Origin of the sequence: Burkholderia sola (assembly GCF_905400185.1) — a bacterium.
Lineage (GTDB): Bacteria > Pseudomonadota > Gammaproteobacteria > Burkholderiales > Burkholderiaceae > Burkholderia > Burkholderia sola.
Genome location: NZ_FR989675.1, coordinates 2,369,504 through 2,386,576, shown reverse-complemented (window position 1 = coordinate 2,386,576; position 17,073 = coordinate 2,369,504). Strand labels below are relative to the sequence as shown.

Sequence of the window (17,073 nt, the reverse complement as noted above, 5' to 3'; positions counted from 1 at the left end):
GCGGCGCGCCGCGGCAAGGACATCATGGCAATTACACTGACCGAAAAAGCAGCACAGCACGTGCAGAAATACCTCGTCCGTCGCGGCAAGGGTGTGGGCCTGCGGCTTGGCGTTCGCACGACCGGGTGCTCGGGGCTCGCGTACAAGCTCGAGTATGTCGACGAGCTGGCTCCCGAGGATCAGGTGTTCGAGAGCCATGGCGTGAAGGTCGTCGTCGATCCGAAGAGCCTCGCCTATATCGACGGCACCGAGCTCGACTTCGCCCGTGAAGGCCTGAACGAAGGGTTCAAGTTCAACAACCCGAACGTGAAGGACGAGTGCGGGTGCGGGGAATCGTTCCGCGTGTGACGCGGCTCCCTCCGCGCGACGCGGGCAACAGGCGGCACGGGCCGCCTTTTTAATGTGCGGCGTTTGCCGCGCGACGAACCGGAATTGAACGCGACGATGGTTTCGCTCAAAGACAGCCATTTCGACCTGTTTCACCTGCCGGCGCAATTCGCGCTCGATGAGACGGCGCTCGACACCGCCTATCGGACGGTGCAGACGCAAGTGCATCCGGACCGCTTCGCAGCGGCCGGCGATGCGCAAAAGCGCATCGCGATGCAATGGGCCACGCGCGCGAACGAGGCGTACCGCACGCTGCGCGATCCGCTGAAGCGCGCGTCCTATCTGCTGTCGCTGCGCGGCGTCGACATCGGCGCGGAAAACAACACGGCGATGGAGCCCGCCTTCCTGATGCAGCAGATGGAATGGCGCGAGGGCATCGAGGACGCCGCGGCCGCCCGCAACGTCGACGCGCTCGATGCATTGCTCGCCGAGTTGCGCGACGAGAAGCGCGTGCGCGTCGAGCGCCTCGGCACGCTGCTCGACAGCGGCGCCGACCAGGCAGCCGCGGAAGCCGTGCGTCAGCTGATGTTCATCGAACGGGTCGCGTCGGAAGTGGGCGCGCAGATCGAGCGCCTCGAAACTTAACCGCGTGCCTGGCGGCACGCGCAGCAAACGGGCCGAGCGCCCGAACGAACCAAGATGGCTTTACTGCAAATTTCCGAACCGGGCATGGCGCCGGCACCGCACCAGCGGCGACTCGCCGTCGGGATCGATCTCGGCACGACGAACTCGCTCGTCGCCGCCGTGCGCAACAGCGTGCCCGAAGTCCTGCCGGACGAAGCGGGCCGCGTGCTGCTGCCGTCGGTGGTCCGTTACCTCGAGAAGGGCGGCCGCCACATCGGCCACGAAGCGAAGGCGCAGGCCGCGACCGATCCGCGCAACACGATCGTGTCGGTCAAGCGCTTCATGGGCCGCGGCAAGGCCGAGGTCGAAGGCGCGGCGAACGCGCCGTACGAATTCGTCGACGCGCCGGGCATGGTGCAGATCCGCACGATCGACGGCGTGAAGAGCCCGGTCGAAGTGTCGGCCGAGATTCTCGCGACACTGCGTTATCGCGCCGAGGATTCGCTCGGCGACGATCTGGTCGGCGCGGTGATCACTGTGCCCGCGTACTTCGACGACGCACAGCGCCAGGCGACCAAGGATGCCGCGCGCCTCGCGGGCCTCAACGTGCTGCGCCTGCTGAACGAACCGACCGCCGCGGCGATCGCCTATGGTCTCGACAACGCGGCCGAAGGCCTTTATGCGGTGTACGACCTCGGCGGCGGCACGTTCGACCTGTCGATCCTGAAGCTGACGAAGGGCGTGTTCGAGGTGCTGGCCGCGGGCGGCGATTCCGCGCTCGGCGGCGACGATTTCGACCACGCGCTGTTCGGTCACGTGCTCGCGCAGGCCGGTATCGACGCGAAGACGCTCGCGCCCGAGGACGTGCGCCTGCTGCTCGATCGCGTGCGCGTGCTGAAGGAAGCGCTGTCGTCGGCGCCTGAAGCGGCGCTCGACGTGACGCTGTCGAGCGGCGCGCACCTCGTGCAGACGATTTCGCACGACACGTTCGCGTCGCTCGTCGAGCCGCTCGTGCAGCGCACGCTCACGCCGACCCGCAAGGCGCTGCGCGATGCGCAGGTCACGCCGGCCGACATCAAGGGCGTCGTGCTCGTCGGCGGCGCGACGCGCATGCCGGTGATCCGCGACGCGGTCGCGAAGTATTTCGGCCAGCCGCCGCTCGTGAACCTCGATCCGGACCAGGTCGTCGCGCTCGGCGCGGCGATCCAGGCCGATCTGCTCGCGGGCAACCGCGGCACCGGCGACGACTGGCTGCTGCTCGACGTGATTCCGCTGTCGCTCGGTGTCGAGACGATGGGCGGTCTCGTCGAGAAGATCATTCCGCGCAACTCGACGATTCCGATCGCGCGTGCGCAGGAATTCACGACCTTCAAGGACGGCCAGACTGCGATGGCGATCCACGTCGTGCAGGGCGAGCGCGAGCTCGTCGCCGACTGCCGGTCGCTCGCGCGCTTCGAGCTGCGCGGCATTCCGCCGATGACGGCGGGCGCGGCCCGCATTCGCGTGACCTATCAGGTCGACGCGGACGGCCTCCTGTCGGTGTTCGCCCGCGAGCAGTTGTCGGGCGTCGAGGCGTCGGTCGTCGTGAAGCCGTCGTACGGCCTCGCCGACGACGACATCGCGAAGATGCTGGAAGACAGCTTCAAGACCGCCGAAATCGACATGCGCGCCCGTGCGCTGCGCGAAGCGCAGGTCGAGGCCGAGCGGATGCTCGAGGCGACGCAGGCCGCGCTGGCGGCCGACGGCGAATTGCTCGAGGCCGACGAGCGCGCGCAGGTCGACGCGCTGACCGCGGCGTTGCGCGCGGTCGCGCAGGGCGACGATACGAACGCGATCGAAGCGGCGACCAAGGCGCTGGCCGACGGTACCGACGAATTCGCGGCGCGCCGGATGGACAAGAGCATCAAGCGCGCGCTGTCGGGCCGCCGGCTCGACGAGATCTGAACCCACGAACCGCGCATCGGCCGGCAACGGCCCGCGCGACGATGAACGTGCGGCGCGCGGCGCCGCACCCTGACTGACGGAACGAACATGCCTCAACTGGTGGTGCTGCCTCACGTCGAACTGTGCCCGGACGGTGCGGTGATCGACGCGACGCCCGGCAAGAGTATCTGCGACAACCTGCTCGATCACGGGATCGAGATCGAGCATGCATGCGAGAAGTCGTGCGCATGCACGACGTGCCACGTGGTGATCCGCGAAGGCTTCAACGATCTGACGCCGTCCGAGGAGGACGAGGATGATCTGCTGGACAAGGCGTGGGGCCTCGAGCCGACGTCGCGCCTGTCGTGCCAGGCTATCGTGAAGGAAGATTCGGACCTGGTGGTCGAGATCCCGAAGTACTCGATCAACCACGCGAAGGAAAATCACTGACAGGAACCGGAGGCAGGCGATGAAATGGACCGATTCGCGTGAAATAGCCATTGCGCTGGCGGACAAGCACCCGGACATCGACCCGCAGCGGATCAACTTCGTCGACCTGCGCCAGTGGGTGCTCGAGCTCGACGGCTTCGACGACGATCCGACGCACTCGGGCGAGAAGATCCTCGAGGCGATCCAGGCACACTGGATCGACGAATCGGATTTCGACGACGAGGACTGACGGACCCGACCGGTCACGGCGTGCGCTGCAACGGTGCACGCCGCGCCAATGAAAAACGGCTCGTGAGCATTTGCTCGCGAGCCGTTTTCGTTTTGGGCGCGCTGCCCGCGCACGTTGCGCGGGCAGGGGACGCCTGCGATTACGCGATCAGCTTCAAGCGCCGACCAGCGTGCCGTTCTCGATCCGCACGCGCTGGCCCTGGCCGAACGGCGGCGGGTTGTGGTACGTGAACGTGCGCGTCGCGCCGCTTTCCATCTGCACTTGCACCTGATAGTCGGTTTCCGCGCGAACCTGCTTCTCGACCTGGTTGCCGGCGAGCCCGCCGCCCAGCGCGCCGATGATCGTCATTGCGGTGCGGCCGTTGCCGTGGCCGAACTGGTTGCCGAGCAGGCCGCCGGCCGCCGCGCCGCCCACGGCGCCGATCCCCGAGCTCTGGCCCGGTGTGCGCGTCTGCGTGATCGCGACGACCGTACCGCAACTCTGGCAGTAGGCTTGCGCGGGCGCCGACGGCTGCTGCGCGTATTGCGGCGGCTGCGGTGCGGTCGTGTGACGGCGGTGCGGCGCGGCCGGGCGCGGCGCGGGCTTCGGCTCGGCCTGCGCGACGGCGGCCTTCTGCTGCGCGGCGGCCTGTTCCGCGGCCTGCCGCTGCGCTTGCGCGGCCAGCGCGGCGCTGGCGGCCGCGGCCGTATCGACGGCCGGTTGCGACGCGATCAGCGCGGCCTGGGTCTGGCCGTTCTGTTCGTTGCTGCTGGTGGCTTTCGGGAAGACGCCCGTGATTGCTGCCGTCGCCGCGAGGCTGGCGACGATGACGGCGCCCGCTGCAGTGGCGATCAGCGGGTGAAGGCGTTGCTTTTGCGGCGTGGTCTGATTCTGGTTGTCCATTTTGTTCTCCAAGGTCGATCCGGATCGGCGCGCTGCGCCGGAGCAGGATCCCACGCTCGGGAGCGAGCAGACTCGGCGTTCCGGCGCCTCGTTCTGGTCCCGTGGTCATGCGTGGTGACGCAACAGGAGTGTCGTCCACGGCCCAGCGGCGCGCCGTATCAAGGTGTAACGAATTGCAGCGGGGCATTCACGGCCGTTTCCGGGAAAACCCGGAGAAGCGCGTCGCGACGAGGGAATAAAACGGGGGAGGATCGAAGGCCGGCGGACGCCGGCTGGCGGGATTTACGCGTCGTTACAAAGCCGACGCGTGCGCGCCACGGGACGCGGCGCACACGCGGTGGCGGGCGTCAGTCTTCGCGGCGCAGGTGCGGGAACAGCAGCACGTCGCGGATCGTCGGGCTGTCGGTCAGCAGCATCACCAGACGGTCGATACCGATCCCGCAACCGCCGGTCGGCGGCATCCCGTATTCGAGCGCGCGGATGTAGTCGGCGTCGAAGAACATCGCTTCCTCGTCGCCCGCATCCTTCTGCTCGACCTGCTTCTTGAAGCGCGCGGCCTGGTCTTCCGGGTCGTTCAGCTCCGAGAAGCCGTTCGCGATTTCGCGGCCGGTCATGAACAGCTCGAAACGCTCGGTGATGCCCGGCACCGTATCCGATGCGCGTGCGAGCGGCGACACCTCGACCGGGTAGTCGATGATGTAGGTCGGCTCCCACAGCTGCGATTCCGCGGTTTCCTCGAACAGCGCGAGCTGCAGCGCGCCGATGCCTGCGTTCAGGAACGCCGGCTGCGACACGTCGACGCCGAGGCGCTTCAGTTCGGTGCGCAGGAACGCGTCGTCCGACAGCTGGCCGTCGGTGTAGTCCGGTGCGTACTTCTGGATCGCCTGCGTGATCGTCAGGCGATGGAACGGCTTCGCGAGGTCGAGCTCGCGGCCCTGGTACTGGATCGTCGCGGTGCCGAGCGCATCGATCGCCGCCTGGCGGATCAACTGCTCGGTGAAGTCCATCAGCCAGCGGTAGTCGGTGTACGCGGCGTAGAACTCCATCATCGTGAATTCCGGGTTGTGACGCGGCGACACGCCTTCGTTCCGGAAGTTACGGTTGATCTCGAACACGCGCTCGAAGCCGCCGACGATCAGGCGCTTCAGGTACAGCTCCGGCGCGATGCGCAGGAACATCTGCATGTCGAGCGCATTGTGATGCGTGACGAACGGCTTCGCGGCCGCGCCGCCCGGGATCGGGTGCAGCATCGGCGTCTCGACTTCCATGAACTCGGCGTTGTCCATGAACTTGCGGATCGACGCGATCGTCTTCGTGCGGGCGCGGAACGTGTCGCGCGTTTCCGGCGTGACGATCAGGTCGACGTAGCGCTGGCGGTAGCGCATTTCCTGGTCGGACAGGCCGTGGAACTTGTCCGGCAGCGGACGCAGCGCCTTCGACAGCAGGCGCAGCTCCTTGCACTGGACCGACAGCTCGCCCTTGTTGGTGCGGAACAGCACGCCGCGCGCGGCGACGATGTCGCCGAGGTCCCACTTCTTGAACGCGTCGTAGGTGTCGGCGCCGACGTCGTTCGGCGTCACGAAGAACTGGATCTGGCCCGATCCGTCCTGCACCGTCGCGAAGCTCGCCTTGCCCATCACGCGCTTGAGCATCATGCGGCCGGCCACCGACACCTCGACCGGGTTCGCTTCGAGCGCGGCCTTGTCCGAATCGGCGAATTTGGCCTGCAGGTCGGCTGCGTGGTGCTCGGGCCGGAAATCGTTCGGATAGGCGACGCCTTGCTCGCGCAACGCGCGCAGCTTCTCGCGGCGCTCGGCGATGATCTGGTTGTCGTCCGCCGTGACGGCGGGCTGCGTTTGGGTCGGTTCGGTCATGATGGTCGGAATTCGGAGTGGGGTGCGGCAACGCAAACGGGAAGGGCGGCGCGGGCCGGCCGCGCCGCGGCGCTTACACGCCCTGTTTGAGGCTCGCGCTGATGAAGTCGTCGAGGTCGCCGTCGAGCACCGCCCGCGTGTTGCTCATTTCGACGTTCGTGCGCAGGTCCTTCACGCGGCTCTGGTCGAGCACGTACGAGCGGATCTGGTGGCCCCAGCCCACATCGGTCTTGCTCGATTCGAGCTTGTCCTGCTCGGCCTGGCGCTTGCGCATTTCGACTTCGTACAGGCGCGACTTCAGCATCGCCATTGCTTCGGCGCGGTTGCGGTGCTGCGAGCGGTCGTTCTGGCACTGCACGACGATGCCGGTCGGCATGTGCGTGATCCGTACCGCGGAGTCGGTCTTGTTGATGTGCTGACCGCCCGCGCCCGACGCGCGGTACGTGTCGATGCGCAGGTCGGCCGGGTTGATCTCGACTTCGATCGAATCGTCGATTTCCGGATAGACGAACACCGACGAGAACGACGTATGGCGACCGCCCGACGAGTCGAACGGCGACTTGCGCACGAGACGGTGGATGCCCGTTTCGGTGCGCAGGAAGCCGTATGCGTATTCGCCCGTGACCTTGACCGTCGCGTTCTTGATGCCGGCGACGTCGCCGTCGGACTCTTCGAGCACCTCGGCCTTGAAGCCCTTGCGTTCGCAGTAGCGCAGGTACTGGCGCAGCAGCATCGACGCCCAGTCGCATGCCTCGGTGCCGCCGGCGCCGGCCTGGATGTCGATGAAGCAGTTGTTCGGATCGGCCGGGTTCGAGAACATCCGGCGGAACTCGATGTCGCCGACGCGCGCCTCGAGCTTCGCGGCGTCGTCTTCGGACGCGAGAAGGGTGTCCTCGTCGCCTTCCTCGCGCGCCAGCTCGAACAGGTCGAGCGCATCGCGCAGGTCGCTATCGAGCGCGGTGAGCGTCGTGACGACGCCTTCGAGCAGCTTTTTCTCGCGACCGAGCGCCTGGGCGTTCTTCGAGTCGTTCCAGACGTTCGGGTCTTCGAGTTCCTTGTTGACTTCGGTCAGACGCGCAGCTTTGGCGTCGTAGTCAAAGATACCCCCGAAGCTCGCCCGCGCGGTTGCGCAGGTCGAGCAGGGAGCTTTCGATCGCGTTGAGACGTTCCGCTTCCATGATCGTTCGCTATTCTTGCTTCGTAAAAAAGCGGAATTATAGCCGATCGGCGGGCTTGCCCGGTGACGCAAACGGTGCCAGCACGCGTGTTGACGGCCCATCCGGCGCGGCGCGCGCGCGGCGGCGCGTCGCGGGCCGGGTGCGATGCTCAGCCGGCCGCGTGTTCGACGATCAGCTGGACGCGCGTGACGCCGTTCCACGTATCGGCGACGAGCCGGTACGCGACCAGCGCACTCGCCGGCAGCGGCTCGGTGTGGTTGAACCAGATCGCGTTGAAGCGCTGGCGGCCGCGCGCCAGCTGCAGCTTCAGGTGCTTTTCCTTCACGAGCGACTGCGACACGACGTCGAATTCGCCCGAGAAAAGCGGGGCCGGAAACCCTTGCCCCCACACGGCCTCGTCGAGCAGGCCGACGAACTGCGGCGTGAAGTACGCGTCCTCGAGCTCGCCGTCGGTCTCGATCACGCGGGCGAGTGCGTCGTCGGACAGCCATTCGCGCGCGACGGCCTCGAACGCGGCCGCGAAGCGCGGCACGTTGTCGGTGTCGAGCGTGAGGCCGGCCGCCATCGCGTGGCCGCCGAACGCGACGATCAGGTCCGGTTCGCGTTTCGACACGAGGTCGAGCGCGTCGCGCAGATGGAAGCCGGCGATCGACCGGCCCGATCCCTTGACCCGTTTGCCTTCGTCGTCGGCGTGCGCGAACGTGAACGACGGACGGTGGAACTTTTCCTTGAGCCGGCCGGCGACGATGCCGATCACGCCCTGGTGCCACTCGGGATTGAACAGCGTGATCGTGCACGCGTCGGCCGGATCGACGTCGGCGAGATCGGCGAGCGCCTGCTGCTGCATGCCGGCTTCGATTTCGCGGCGTTCGCGGTTCATCACGTCGAGTTGCTGCGCGAGATCCCACGCGCGGCCGATGTCGTCGGTGATCAGGCATTCGATGCCGAGCGACATGTCGGATAGCCGCCCGGCCGCGTTCAGGCGCGGGCCGAGGCCGAAGCCGAGGTCGAAGCCCGACGCGGTGCGCGCTTCGCGCGCGGCGGCGCGGAACAGCGCGGCGATGCCCGGCTGCATGCGGCCGTTGCGGATGCGCTGCAGCCCCTGCGCGACGAGCACGCGGTTGTTGCCGTCGAGCCGTACGACGTCGGCGACGGTGCCGAGCGCGACGAGGTCGAGCAGGCCGTCGAGCCGCGGCTCGGCTTCCTTGCTCGCGAACGCGCCGCGGCGACGCAGCTCGGCGCGCAGCGCGAGCAACACGTAGAACATCACGCCGACGCCGGCGAGGTGCTTGCTCGGAAACGCGCAGCCGGGCTGGTTCGGGTTGACGATCGCGCGCGCGGCGGGAAGCGCGTCGCCGGGCAGGTGGTGGTCGGTCACGAGCACGTCGATGCCGCGCGCGTTCGCGGCTTCGACGCCGGCGACGCTCGCGATCCCGTTGTCGACGGTGATCAGCAGGTCGGGCTTGCGCGCAGCCGCGAGCTCGACGATCTCGGGCGTGAGGCCGTAGCCGTATTCGAAGCGGTTCGGCACCAGGTAGTCGATCTGCGCGCCGAACATCCGCAGGCCGCGCACCGCGACCGCGCAGGCGGTCGCGCCGTCGCAGTCGTAGTCGGCGACGACGAGCAGGCGCCGCTGGTCGGCGATCGCGTCGGCGAGCAGCACCGCCGCATCGGCGCAGCCTTTCAGCTCGGTGGGCGGAACGAGGCGCGCGAGCGCGGTCTCGATGTCGACGGGCGACTGCACGCCGCGCGACGCGTACAGGCGCGCGAGGACGGGGTGCAGTCCGTGGCGCGCGAGCGCTTCGGCGTCGGCGGGCGCGACGGGGCGGGTAACGATCCGGGTCATTCGGGTTGGCTTGTTATTCGAACAGGGAGGCAAGCGCGCGGCGGCGCCAGAACTTGCGCAGGTCGCCGCGCGTCGCGTGCAGCGTCACGGAGCCCGTGTCGCCGCACAGCGTGACGTCGACGCTCGCCAGCTCGCCGTTCCGCAGCGCGGCGAGCGCGGGCGCGAACCAGTCGCGCTCCAGCGCGGCGAGGCCGTCGTGCCAGCGCGCCCAGTCCTGCTCGATGAACGGCGTGGTCAGCGTCGGCAGCTCGACGAGCGTCGCGCCATCGGCGGCGGGCAGCGCGCCGAACGTCGCGGGCAGGCCGTCGGCTTCGGCGTGCGCGGCGCGTGCGAGGCCGAGCGCGGCCGGCGACGCGGACAGCACGCGCGCGAACGGCTTGCCGACCGGCTTCAGCGTGCCCTGCGCATGGAACCAGACCGAATTGACGGCGGGCAGCCCACGCGCCTCGCGGGCTTCGTTCACCGGGTGCTGGAACCACGCCATCTGCACTTCGTTCTGCAGTTTCATCCACATCCGCGAGCGCTCGCCCGTATGCGCCTCGTGCGGCAGCCAGATCTCGATGTTGCGGCCGCTGGCGCGCAGCGGCGCGGCGCCGGCAAGGCGCGCGAGCTGGTCGCTCGACAGGTACCAGCGCGCCGGGTTCGGCGCTTCGAGCCGCACGCCGAGCTCCTCGATCAGCGGCCGCGCGACCGCGAGCAGCGCGGCCGCGTCGCCGTCGTCGAGCGCCAGCGAAGCCGGATCGACGAGTACCAGGTGATCGTGCGCGATTTCGACGTGCACGGGCTCGACGCACGCCCATGCCTGGGTGCCGGGATCGCCGCCGTCGGCCAGCAGCATGTAGGGCGCGAGCGGCGCCTCGTCGGCGGCGTTGCCCTGCGTGGCGCCGAAGCGGCTTGCCAGCCAGCGCTCGTGCGGCAGCGTGCGCTGGAAGTCCTCGCCGGCCACACGCTCGACGAGAGTCGCGCGGGCGAGCAACTTTTGGAGCGCGGGGCTGTCCAGCGTGTGCAGGGACGAGGCCGCGTCGGCCGCCGACGGCAGCGCGAACGGAACGAGAAAATGGAGGCGTCGGTCGTGCATGATGGTGCGCATTGTATGGCAAACTGCGCGCGTGATCGGGCCGGCTGACGGCCCGTTCGCGTCCGGCGGCCGTTTTTTCGACCGTGCCCGGGCTGCCGGCCGCCACCCGGCGGCGGTCCGGCCGCGGCGTGCCTCCCGCCGTAACCAGCAGAAAGGATTCGCTTGAAACTTCCGTACGAATGGCAGATCGGCTGGCGCTACACGCGCGCCGGCAAACGCACGACCGGCAACGGCTTCATTTCCTTCATCGCGCTCGTATCGATGCTCGGGATCGCGCTCGGCGTCGCGGCGCTGATCGTCGTGCTGTCGGTGATGAACGGCTTCCAGAAGGAAGTACGCGACCGCATGCTGTCGGTGCTCGCGCACGTCGAGGTGTTCTCGCCGACGGGATCGATGCCCGACTGGCAACTGACCGCGCAGGAAGCGCGCCGCAATCCGTCAGTGATCGGCGCCGCGCCGTACGTCGACGCGCAGGCGCTGCTCACGCGCCAGGACGCGGTGAGCGGCGTGATGCTGCGCGGCGTCGAGCCGTCGCTCGAGCCGCAGGTGTCCGACATCGGCAAGGACATGAAGGCCGGGCAGCTCGGCGCGCTCGTGCCGGGCCAGTTCGGCATCGTGCTCGGCGACGCGCTCGCCGGCAATCTCGGCGTGACGGTCGGCGACAAGGTCACGCTCGTCGCGCCCGAAGGCTCGATCACGCCGGCCGGCATGATGCCGCGCCTGAAGCAGTTCACCGTGGTCGGCGTGTTCGAATCGGGCCACTACGAATACGACAGCACGCTCGCGATGATCAACATCCGCGACGCCGAGGCGCTGTTCCGGATGAACGCGCCGACCGGCGTGCGGCTGCGGCTCACCGACATGCAGAAGGCGCCGCAGGTCGCGGTCGAGCTGTCGCATACGCTGTCGGGCAGCTTGTACATCCGCGACTGGACCCAGCAGAACAAGACGTGGTTCTCGGCCGTGCAGATCGAGAAGCGGATGATGTTCATCATCCTCACGCTGATCATCGCGGTGGCCGCGTTCAACCTCGTGTCGTCGCTCGTGATGACGGTGACCAACAAGCAGGCCGACATCGCGATCCTGCGCACGCTCGGCGCGCAGCCGGGGTCGATCATGAAGATCTTCGTCGTGCAGGGCGTGACGATCGGTTTCGTCGGCACCGCGTCCGGCGTCGCGCTCGGCTGCCTGATCGCGTGGAGCATCCCGTGGCTGATCCCGATGATCGAGCACCTGTTCGGCGTGCAGTTCCTGCCGCCGTCGGTGTACTTCATCAGCGAGCTGCCGTCCGAACTGGTCGCGAGCGACGTGATCCGGATCGGGCTGATCGCATTCGCGCTGTCGGCCGTCGCGACGCTCTATCCAAGCTGGCGCGGCGCGAAGGTGAAGCCGGCGGAGGCGCTCCGCTATGAATGACCGCGCGGCCGCATTCGCGGATTCACGACAACAACACAACAGACAGGATTCGGCAGGTATGCAGGAATACGTGCTTCAGGCGCGCGGGATCACGAAGGCGTTCGTGCAGGGCGGCTTCAACGTGCAGGTGCTCAACAACACCGAGCTGACGGTGCGGCGCGGCGAGAAGCTCGCGGTCGTCGGCGCGTCGGGCTCCGGCAAGAGCACGCTGCTGCACGTGCTGGGCGGGCTCGACGAACCGAGCGCCGGCGAAGTGTCGCTGCTCGGCAAGCCGTTTACGCAACTCGCCGAGCGCGAGCGCAACGAGCTGCGCAACCGCGCGCTCGGCTTCGTCTACCAGTTCCACCACCTGCTGCCCGAGTTTACGGCGCTCGACAACGTCGCGATGCCGCTGCGCATCCGCCGGATGACGACCGAGGACGCGCGCGCGCAGGCACAGGCGATGCTCGAACGCGTCGGTCTCGGCCCGCGTGCGAAGCACCGGCCGGGCGAACTGTCGGGCGGCGAACGGCAGCGCGTCGCGATCGCGCGCGCGCTGGTCACGAAGCCCGCGTGCGTGCTCGCCGACGAGCCGACCGGCAACCTCGACGGCACGACGGCCGACACGGTGTTCAACCTGATGCTCGAACTGTCCGAGACGCTCGAAACGAGTTTCGTGATTGTTACGCACGACCCCGATCTCGCCGCGCGCTGCGACCGCATCATGCGGCTGCGCGACGGGGTGCTGAACGAGGAGCCGGCGCTGCCGGTGTAAAAAAGCCACGCCGTTGGCCGGCCGCCGGTTTGTCGCGGCACGGCGCAACGGCGCAGGACCGCTGACATGTGGATCGACACGCACTGCCATCTCGATGCCGCCGAGTTCGACGCCGACCGCGACGCGGTCGCGCAGGTTGCGCGCGCGGCCGGCGTGTCGCGCATCGTGATCCCGAGCATCGGGCGCGACAACTTCACGACGGTGCGCGAACTCGCGCAGCGCACGCCGGGCGCGGCCTATGCGCTCGGCATCCATCCGATGTATACGCCGCAGGCGCGCGACGCCGATCTCGACCGGCTGCGCATGGAGATCGAGGCGAGCCTCGACGATCCGCGTTTCGTCGCGATCGGCGAGATCGGGCTCGACTATTTCGTGCCGGGGCTCGACGAAGACCGGCAGCAGTTCTTCTACCAGGGCCAGCTCCAGTTGGCGCGGGAATTCGACCTGCCGGTGCTGTGCCACGTACGCAAGTCGCAGGACCGCGTGCTGGCCGGGCTGCGCCGTTTCGGCGTGCGGCGCGGCATCGCGCATGCGTTCAACGGCAGTTTTCAGCAGGCCGAAGCGTATCTGGCGCAGGGGCTGCATCTCGGCTTTGGCGGCAACGTGACCTTCACGCGCGCGCGACAGATCCGCCGGCTCGCCACCGAGTTGCCGCTCGACGCGCTCGTCGTCGAAACCGACGCGCCCGACATCGCGCCCGAATGGGCATACAAATCCCGCAACACGCCCGACCAGGTGCCGCGCATCGGCGGCGTGCTCGCCGAATTGCGCGGGCTGGATACTGGCGAACTGGCCGTATGCACTTCGGCTAACGCGCTCGCCGCGCTGCCGCGACTCGCCCTTTCGTCCGCATAATCGTTGCCGGAAGGCGCCGCATTGGCAGGGGGCGCCGGGTCGACGAGGAGGCGGAATGCGCGTGGGGTGGATCGCGTTCGCACTCGGCGTCGTCGTGCTGCAGCGGCAGGCGGCGTTGCCCGGGGCGATCGCATGGACGATCGGAGCAGCCGTGCTCGCGGGCTGCGCGGCGCTGGGCGCATGGTGCGCGCGTCGACGGCGCACGCGCGCGGTCCTGGTATGTGGATGGATGCTGTGCGCGGTCGCGACCTGCGTCGCGGGGTTCGGCTATGCGGCCGCGCGCGCCGAATGGCGGCTGCGCGACAGCCTGCCTGTCGAATGGGAAGGGCGCGACATCGTCGTCACGGGCGTGATCCGTGGGTTGCCCGTTGTTGACGAAACAGGCGCGCGGCTGCTGTTGGCGGTCGAGTCGAACGATGCGGGGCTCACCCGTTTCCCGCCATTGATCCGGCTGTCGTGGCGCGCGTATGGCGCATCCGCGACACGCGAAGCGCTGCCCGATTTGCGTGCGGCCCAGCGCTGGCGTTTCGTCGTGCGTCTCAAGCGTCCGCACGCCGAGGCCAATCCCGGCGTGCGCGACAGCGAGGCGGCGTGGCTGGCCGCCGGCATTCGTGCGATCGGCTATGTCAGTGCGCCGCGTCGGGCGGTATTGCTCGATGCGCGCGCATCGGGATGGCGCGCATCGATCGACCGGGTGCGCGACACGCTGCGCGCACGCATCGGCGCGGTGCTCGGTGCCGATGCGGCGCACCGCGGCATCGTCGCGGCGCTGGCGATCGGCGACCAGTCGGGCATTGGCGACGACGACTGGCGCGTCCTGCGCAACACGGGCACGAGCCACCTGGTCGCGATTTCCGGTCTCCATGTCGGGCTGGTCGGCGCGATCGCCGGCTGGCTCGTGTCGATGGTGTGGCGCCGCGTGCGCTGGCGCACGCGGGCCGCGACGCTCGTGTTGCCGGCGCCGTACGCGGCCGCGCTTGCCGCGCTGGTTGCTGCCGCGGGCTACGCCGCGCTCGCCGGCTTCAACGTGCCGGCACAGCGCGCGTGGTGGATGATCGCGGGCGGCGGCGTCGCGTATCTGGCCGGCCGCAGCGTGCCGACGTCCGCGGTGCTGTGCGCGGCGCTCGGCGGCGTGCTGCTCGCCGATCCGTGGGCCGTACTGTCGGCCGGATTCTGGCTGTCGTTCGGCGCGGTCGCCGTGATCCTGCTGGCCGTCGCCGGCTGGCGCGCGGTGCGCGAGCTCGACGATGTGGATGAAGCGGGCGCGGAAAGCCGCACGGCCGGCTTGCGGAGGAGGTTGCGTGGGTGGGCGACGCGCTGCCGGCGCCGCATCGCCGAGGCGACGCGCGTGCAGTACGCGGTGACGATCGGTCTCGCGCCGCTCACCGCCGCCTGGTTCGCGCAGGTCTCCCTGTCGGGTCCGTTCGGCAATGCGTTCGCGATTCCGTGGGTCAGCTCGGTCGTGACGCCGGTCGTGCTGGCCGGCATCGCGTTGCCGTCGCCGCTCGATGCGGCGGCCTTTCGGCTTGCGCATGCGGCGCTCGCGCCGATGATGACGCTGCTCGGTCATCTGGCGGACTGGCCGGCCGGCGTGTTCTGGCTGCGCATGCCCGACTGGCCGGTGCTGGCACTCGCCTGCGTGGGTGTCGCGTGGGCGCTGATGCCGCGCGGCTGGCCGTTGCGCTGGGCGGCGCCGCTGACGTGGCTGCCGCTCGTCGCGCCGGCGCCCGATGCGCCGCCGCCGGGCGGCTTTCGGCTGACCGTGCTCGACGTCGGGCAAGGCGCGGCGGTGCTGGTCGAAACCGCGCGCCGGACGTTGCTGTTCGATGCGGGGCCGGGCGCGGAGTCGTCCCACGCCGGTACGCGGATCGTCGCGCCGGCGTTGCGCGCGCGCGGCATCGCGACGATCGACTCGCTCGTGCTCAGTCATGCGGATGCCGATCATGCGGGCGGCGCGCCGGCCGTCTATGCGGCCGCCGACGTGCGCCAGCTGCTGGCCGGTATTGCGCCGCGCCACCGGCTGTGGCGCGATGCGCAGGCGGCCGGCGTGGCTGATCGGCTGCCATGCGCGGCGGGGCAGCGGTGGACCTGGGACGGTGTCGTCTTCACGATGCTGTGGCCACCCGGCGGGGTGGGCACGGGTTCGTCGAACGGACAATCGTGCGTGCTGCGCATCGATGCGGGCGGCACGTCGGCACTGCTGACGGGCGACATCGAGGCCGCCGCCGAGCGCCGGCTGGTGGCCGATGCGCGCGACGCGCTGGCCGCGCAGATCCTGGTCGTTCCGCACCACGGCAGCCGTACGTCGTCGATCGAGCCTTTCCTCGATTCGGTCGAGCCGCGCGTCGCGGCTTTTCCTGTAGGCTATCGCAATCGCTTCGGGCATCCGCACCGGACGGTCCTCGCCCGCTACGAGGCGCGCGGGATTCCGCTGCCGCGCACCGATCGCGACGGCGCCGTGCGGTTCGACGTCGCGCCGGCCGGCGGGTTCGCATGTGCGCGCTATCGCGACGAACAGCGCCGGTACTGGATGGACCGGTGAGCGCGGCGAAGGCTGGTGTATCGGACGGAAAATCCGGGGCCGGCGTACCGTGCCGAAGCACGGTTCCGACATACAAAAATATGAAGGATGGGGCTGGCGTAAGCGCTGAAGCGTTAACTCCCGCCGACCGCGAAGCATGGGACGAGAGTAAGCGCTAAAGCGCTAACTCTCGTCGACAAAGGAGACATCGTCGTTTGAAGGACATCCTCCACTTCTCGCATGCGAATGGCTTTCCGGCGTCGACGTACCGGACGATCTTCGCCGAACTGGCCGACGACTACGAGCTGCGCTACATCGAACGGATCGGCCACGATCGCCGCTACCCGGTGACGCGCGACTGGCCGCATCTCGTCGAACAACTGCTCGACGATATCGGCAGCCGCTACGAGCGCCCGGTCTGGCTCGTCGGCCATTCGCTCGGCGGCTACCTGTCGCTGATGGCCGCGTTGAAGAAGCCGCAGTGGGTGCGCGGCGTCGTGATGATCGATTCTCCGATCATCGCGGGCTGGCGCGCCGGCGCGCTGCGCGCGAGCCAGTGGGCGGGGCTCGACGAGCGGCTGTCGCCGGCCGCGGCGACGCGCAACCGGCGCACGCGCTGGATGAGCCGCGACGAAGTGTGGCGGCACTTCCGCGAGAAGCCCGCGTTCGCGCGCTGGGACGAGCGGATGCTCGCCGACTATATCGACCACGGCATCCCGCAGGCCGGCGCCGACGGCGAGCGCGCGCTGGCGTTCGACCGGCAGGTCGAATACCTGATCTACCGGACGCTGCCGCACACGCTCGGCCCGCGGCTCGCGCACGGCGCGCCGGTGCCGCTCGGCTTCCTCGCCGGCACGCGCTCGCGCGAGGTGCGGCAGGTCGGGCTCGATGCGACGCGCCGCGCGACGCGCGGGCGCATCGAATGGCTCGAGGGGAGCCACCTGTTCCCGATGGAACGGCCGATCGAGACTGCTCGCGCATTGCAGCGGATGCTGAATTCGCTGAAGACGGAGGAGGGCGGCGTTTCGCAGGCCGGCGCGCCGCTCGCGAAGCGTGCCTGACGTTTCGCCGGGCGGCCGGAATGCCCGCCGGCGCATGCGCGGCGCGCCGACCGGC

At 69.1% G+C, this 17,073-nt stretch carries 15 protein-coding genes; 10 read left to right on the top strand and 5 right to left on the bottom strand.

From position 1 onward, the window contains the following. The first annotated feature begins 24 nt into the window (after positions 1–24). The 5 genes from iscA (at position 25) to iscX (ending at position 3,553) form a co-directional block, all read left to right on the top strand. Positions 25–348, top strand: a complete 324-nt coding sequence (iscA, locus tag KR541_RS10965; RefSeq protein ID WP_011885413.1) for an iron-sulfur cluster assembly protein IscA — start codon at positions 25–27, stop codon at positions 346–348. Positions 349–444: 96 nt separating this feature from the next. Further along, entirely contained in the window at positions 445–972 is a 528-nt protein-coding gene (gene hscB, locus KR541_RS10960; RefSeq protein ID WP_050013039.1) for a Fe-S protein assembly co-chaperone HscB, read from the top strand. Between the two features lie 54 nt (positions 973–1,026). Further along, positions 1,027–2,895, top strand: a complete 1,869-nt coding sequence (gene hscA, locus KR541_RS10955; protein ID WP_216089535.1) for a Fe-S protein assembly chaperone HscA — start codon at positions 1,027–1,029, stop codon at positions 2,893–2,895. 87 nt (positions 2,896–2,982) lie between these two features. Beyond that, positions 2,983–3,324, top strand: coding sequence for an ISC system 2Fe-2S type ferredoxin (gene fdx, locus KR541_RS10950; protein ID WP_006478392.1), 342 nt, complete (start codon positions 2,983–2,985; stop codon positions 3,322–3,324). Between the two features lie 19 nt (positions 3,325–3,343). Next, positions 3,344–3,553 (top strand): Fe-S cluster assembly protein IscX, encoded by a 210-nt coding sequence (gene iscX, locus KR541_RS10945; protein WP_006478393.1) that lies wholly within the window; start codon positions 3,344–3,346, stop codon positions 3,551–3,553. 153 nt (positions 3,554–3,706) lie between these two features. Here the strand turns inward: iscX and KR541_RS10940 are convergent, their stop codons facing one another. The 5 genes from KR541_RS10940 to KR541_RS10920 all read right to left on the bottom strand — a co-directional run bounded on the left by KR541_RS10940 (position 3,707) and on the right by KR541_RS10920 (position 10,423). After that, a complete protein-coding gene (locus KR541_RS10940; protein ID WP_124556715.1) occupies positions 3,707–4,435 on the bottom strand; it encodes a glycine zipper 2TM domain-containing protein in 729 nt (242 codons plus the stop codon). A 347-nt stretch (positions 4,436–4,782) separates the two neighbouring features. Continuing rightward, entirely contained in the window at positions 4,783–6,309 is a 1,527-nt protein-coding gene (gene lysS / locus KR541_RS10935) for a lysine--tRNA ligase (protein ID WP_050013000.1), read from the bottom strand. Positions 6,310–6,382: 73 nt separating this feature from the next. After that, positions 6,383–7,487, bottom strand: a protein-coding gene (prfB, locus tag KR541_RS10930; protein ID WP_102961735.1) for a peptide chain release factor 2 whose coding sequence is annotated in 2 segments (ribosomal slippage) — positions 6,383–7,405 and positions 7,407–7,487 — 1,104 coding nt in all. Because the reading frame shifts where the segments join, the coding sequence is not laid out codon by codon here. A gap of 148 nt (positions 7,488–7,635) precedes the next feature. Further along, entirely contained in the window at positions 7,636–9,333 is a 1,698-nt protein-coding gene (recJ, locus tag KR541_RS10925; RefSeq protein WP_050012999.1) for a single-stranded-DNA-specific exonuclease RecJ, read from the bottom strand. 13 nt (positions 9,334–9,346) lie between these two features. Further along, positions 9,347–10,423, bottom strand: a complete 1,077-nt coding sequence (locus KR541_RS10920; protein ID WP_050012998.1) for a hypothetical protein — start codon at positions 10,421–10,423, stop codon at positions 9,347–9,349. 150 nt (positions 10,424–10,573) lie between these two features. On the opposite strand from KR541_RS10920, the gene KR541_RS10915 reads away from it, so the two are divergent. The 5 genes from KR541_RS10915 (at position 10,574) to KR541_RS10895 (ending at position 17,018) form a co-directional block, all read left to right on the top strand. Further along, positions 10,574–11,827: a lipoprotein-releasing ABC transporter permease subunit gene (locus KR541_RS10915; RefSeq protein WP_006478398.1), complete on the top strand. Its 1,254-nt coding sequence runs from the start codon at positions 10,574–10,576 to the stop codon at positions 11,825–11,827. A 58-nt stretch (positions 11,828–11,885) separates the two neighbouring features. Then, on the top strand, positions 11,886–12,581 hold the full coding sequence (gene lolD / locus KR541_RS10910; RefSeq protein ID WP_486195167.1) for an ABC transporter ATP-binding protein: 696 nt from the start codon (positions 11,886–11,888) through the stop codon (positions 12,579–12,581). Between the two features lie 66 nt (positions 12,582–12,647). Further along, complete coding sequence (locus tag KR541_RS10905; RefSeq protein ID WP_089488592.1) at positions 12,648–13,436, top strand: TatD family hydrolase; 789 nt, start codon at positions 12,648–12,650, stop codon at positions 13,434–13,436. Between the two features lie 55 nt (positions 13,437–13,491). Beyond that, positions 13,492–15,978 (top strand): DNA internalization-related competence protein ComEC/Rec2, encoded by a 2,487-nt coding sequence (locus tag KR541_RS10900; RefSeq protein ID WP_216089533.1) that lies wholly within the window; start codon positions 13,492–13,494, stop codon positions 15,976–15,978. A gap of 194 nt (positions 15,979–16,172) precedes the next feature. Further along, positions 16,173–17,018, top strand: a complete 846-nt coding sequence (locus KR541_RS10895; protein WP_050012995.1) for an alpha/beta fold hydrolase — start codon at positions 16,173–16,175, stop codon at positions 17,016–17,018. Positions 17,019–17,073: the final 55 nt, after the last annotated feature.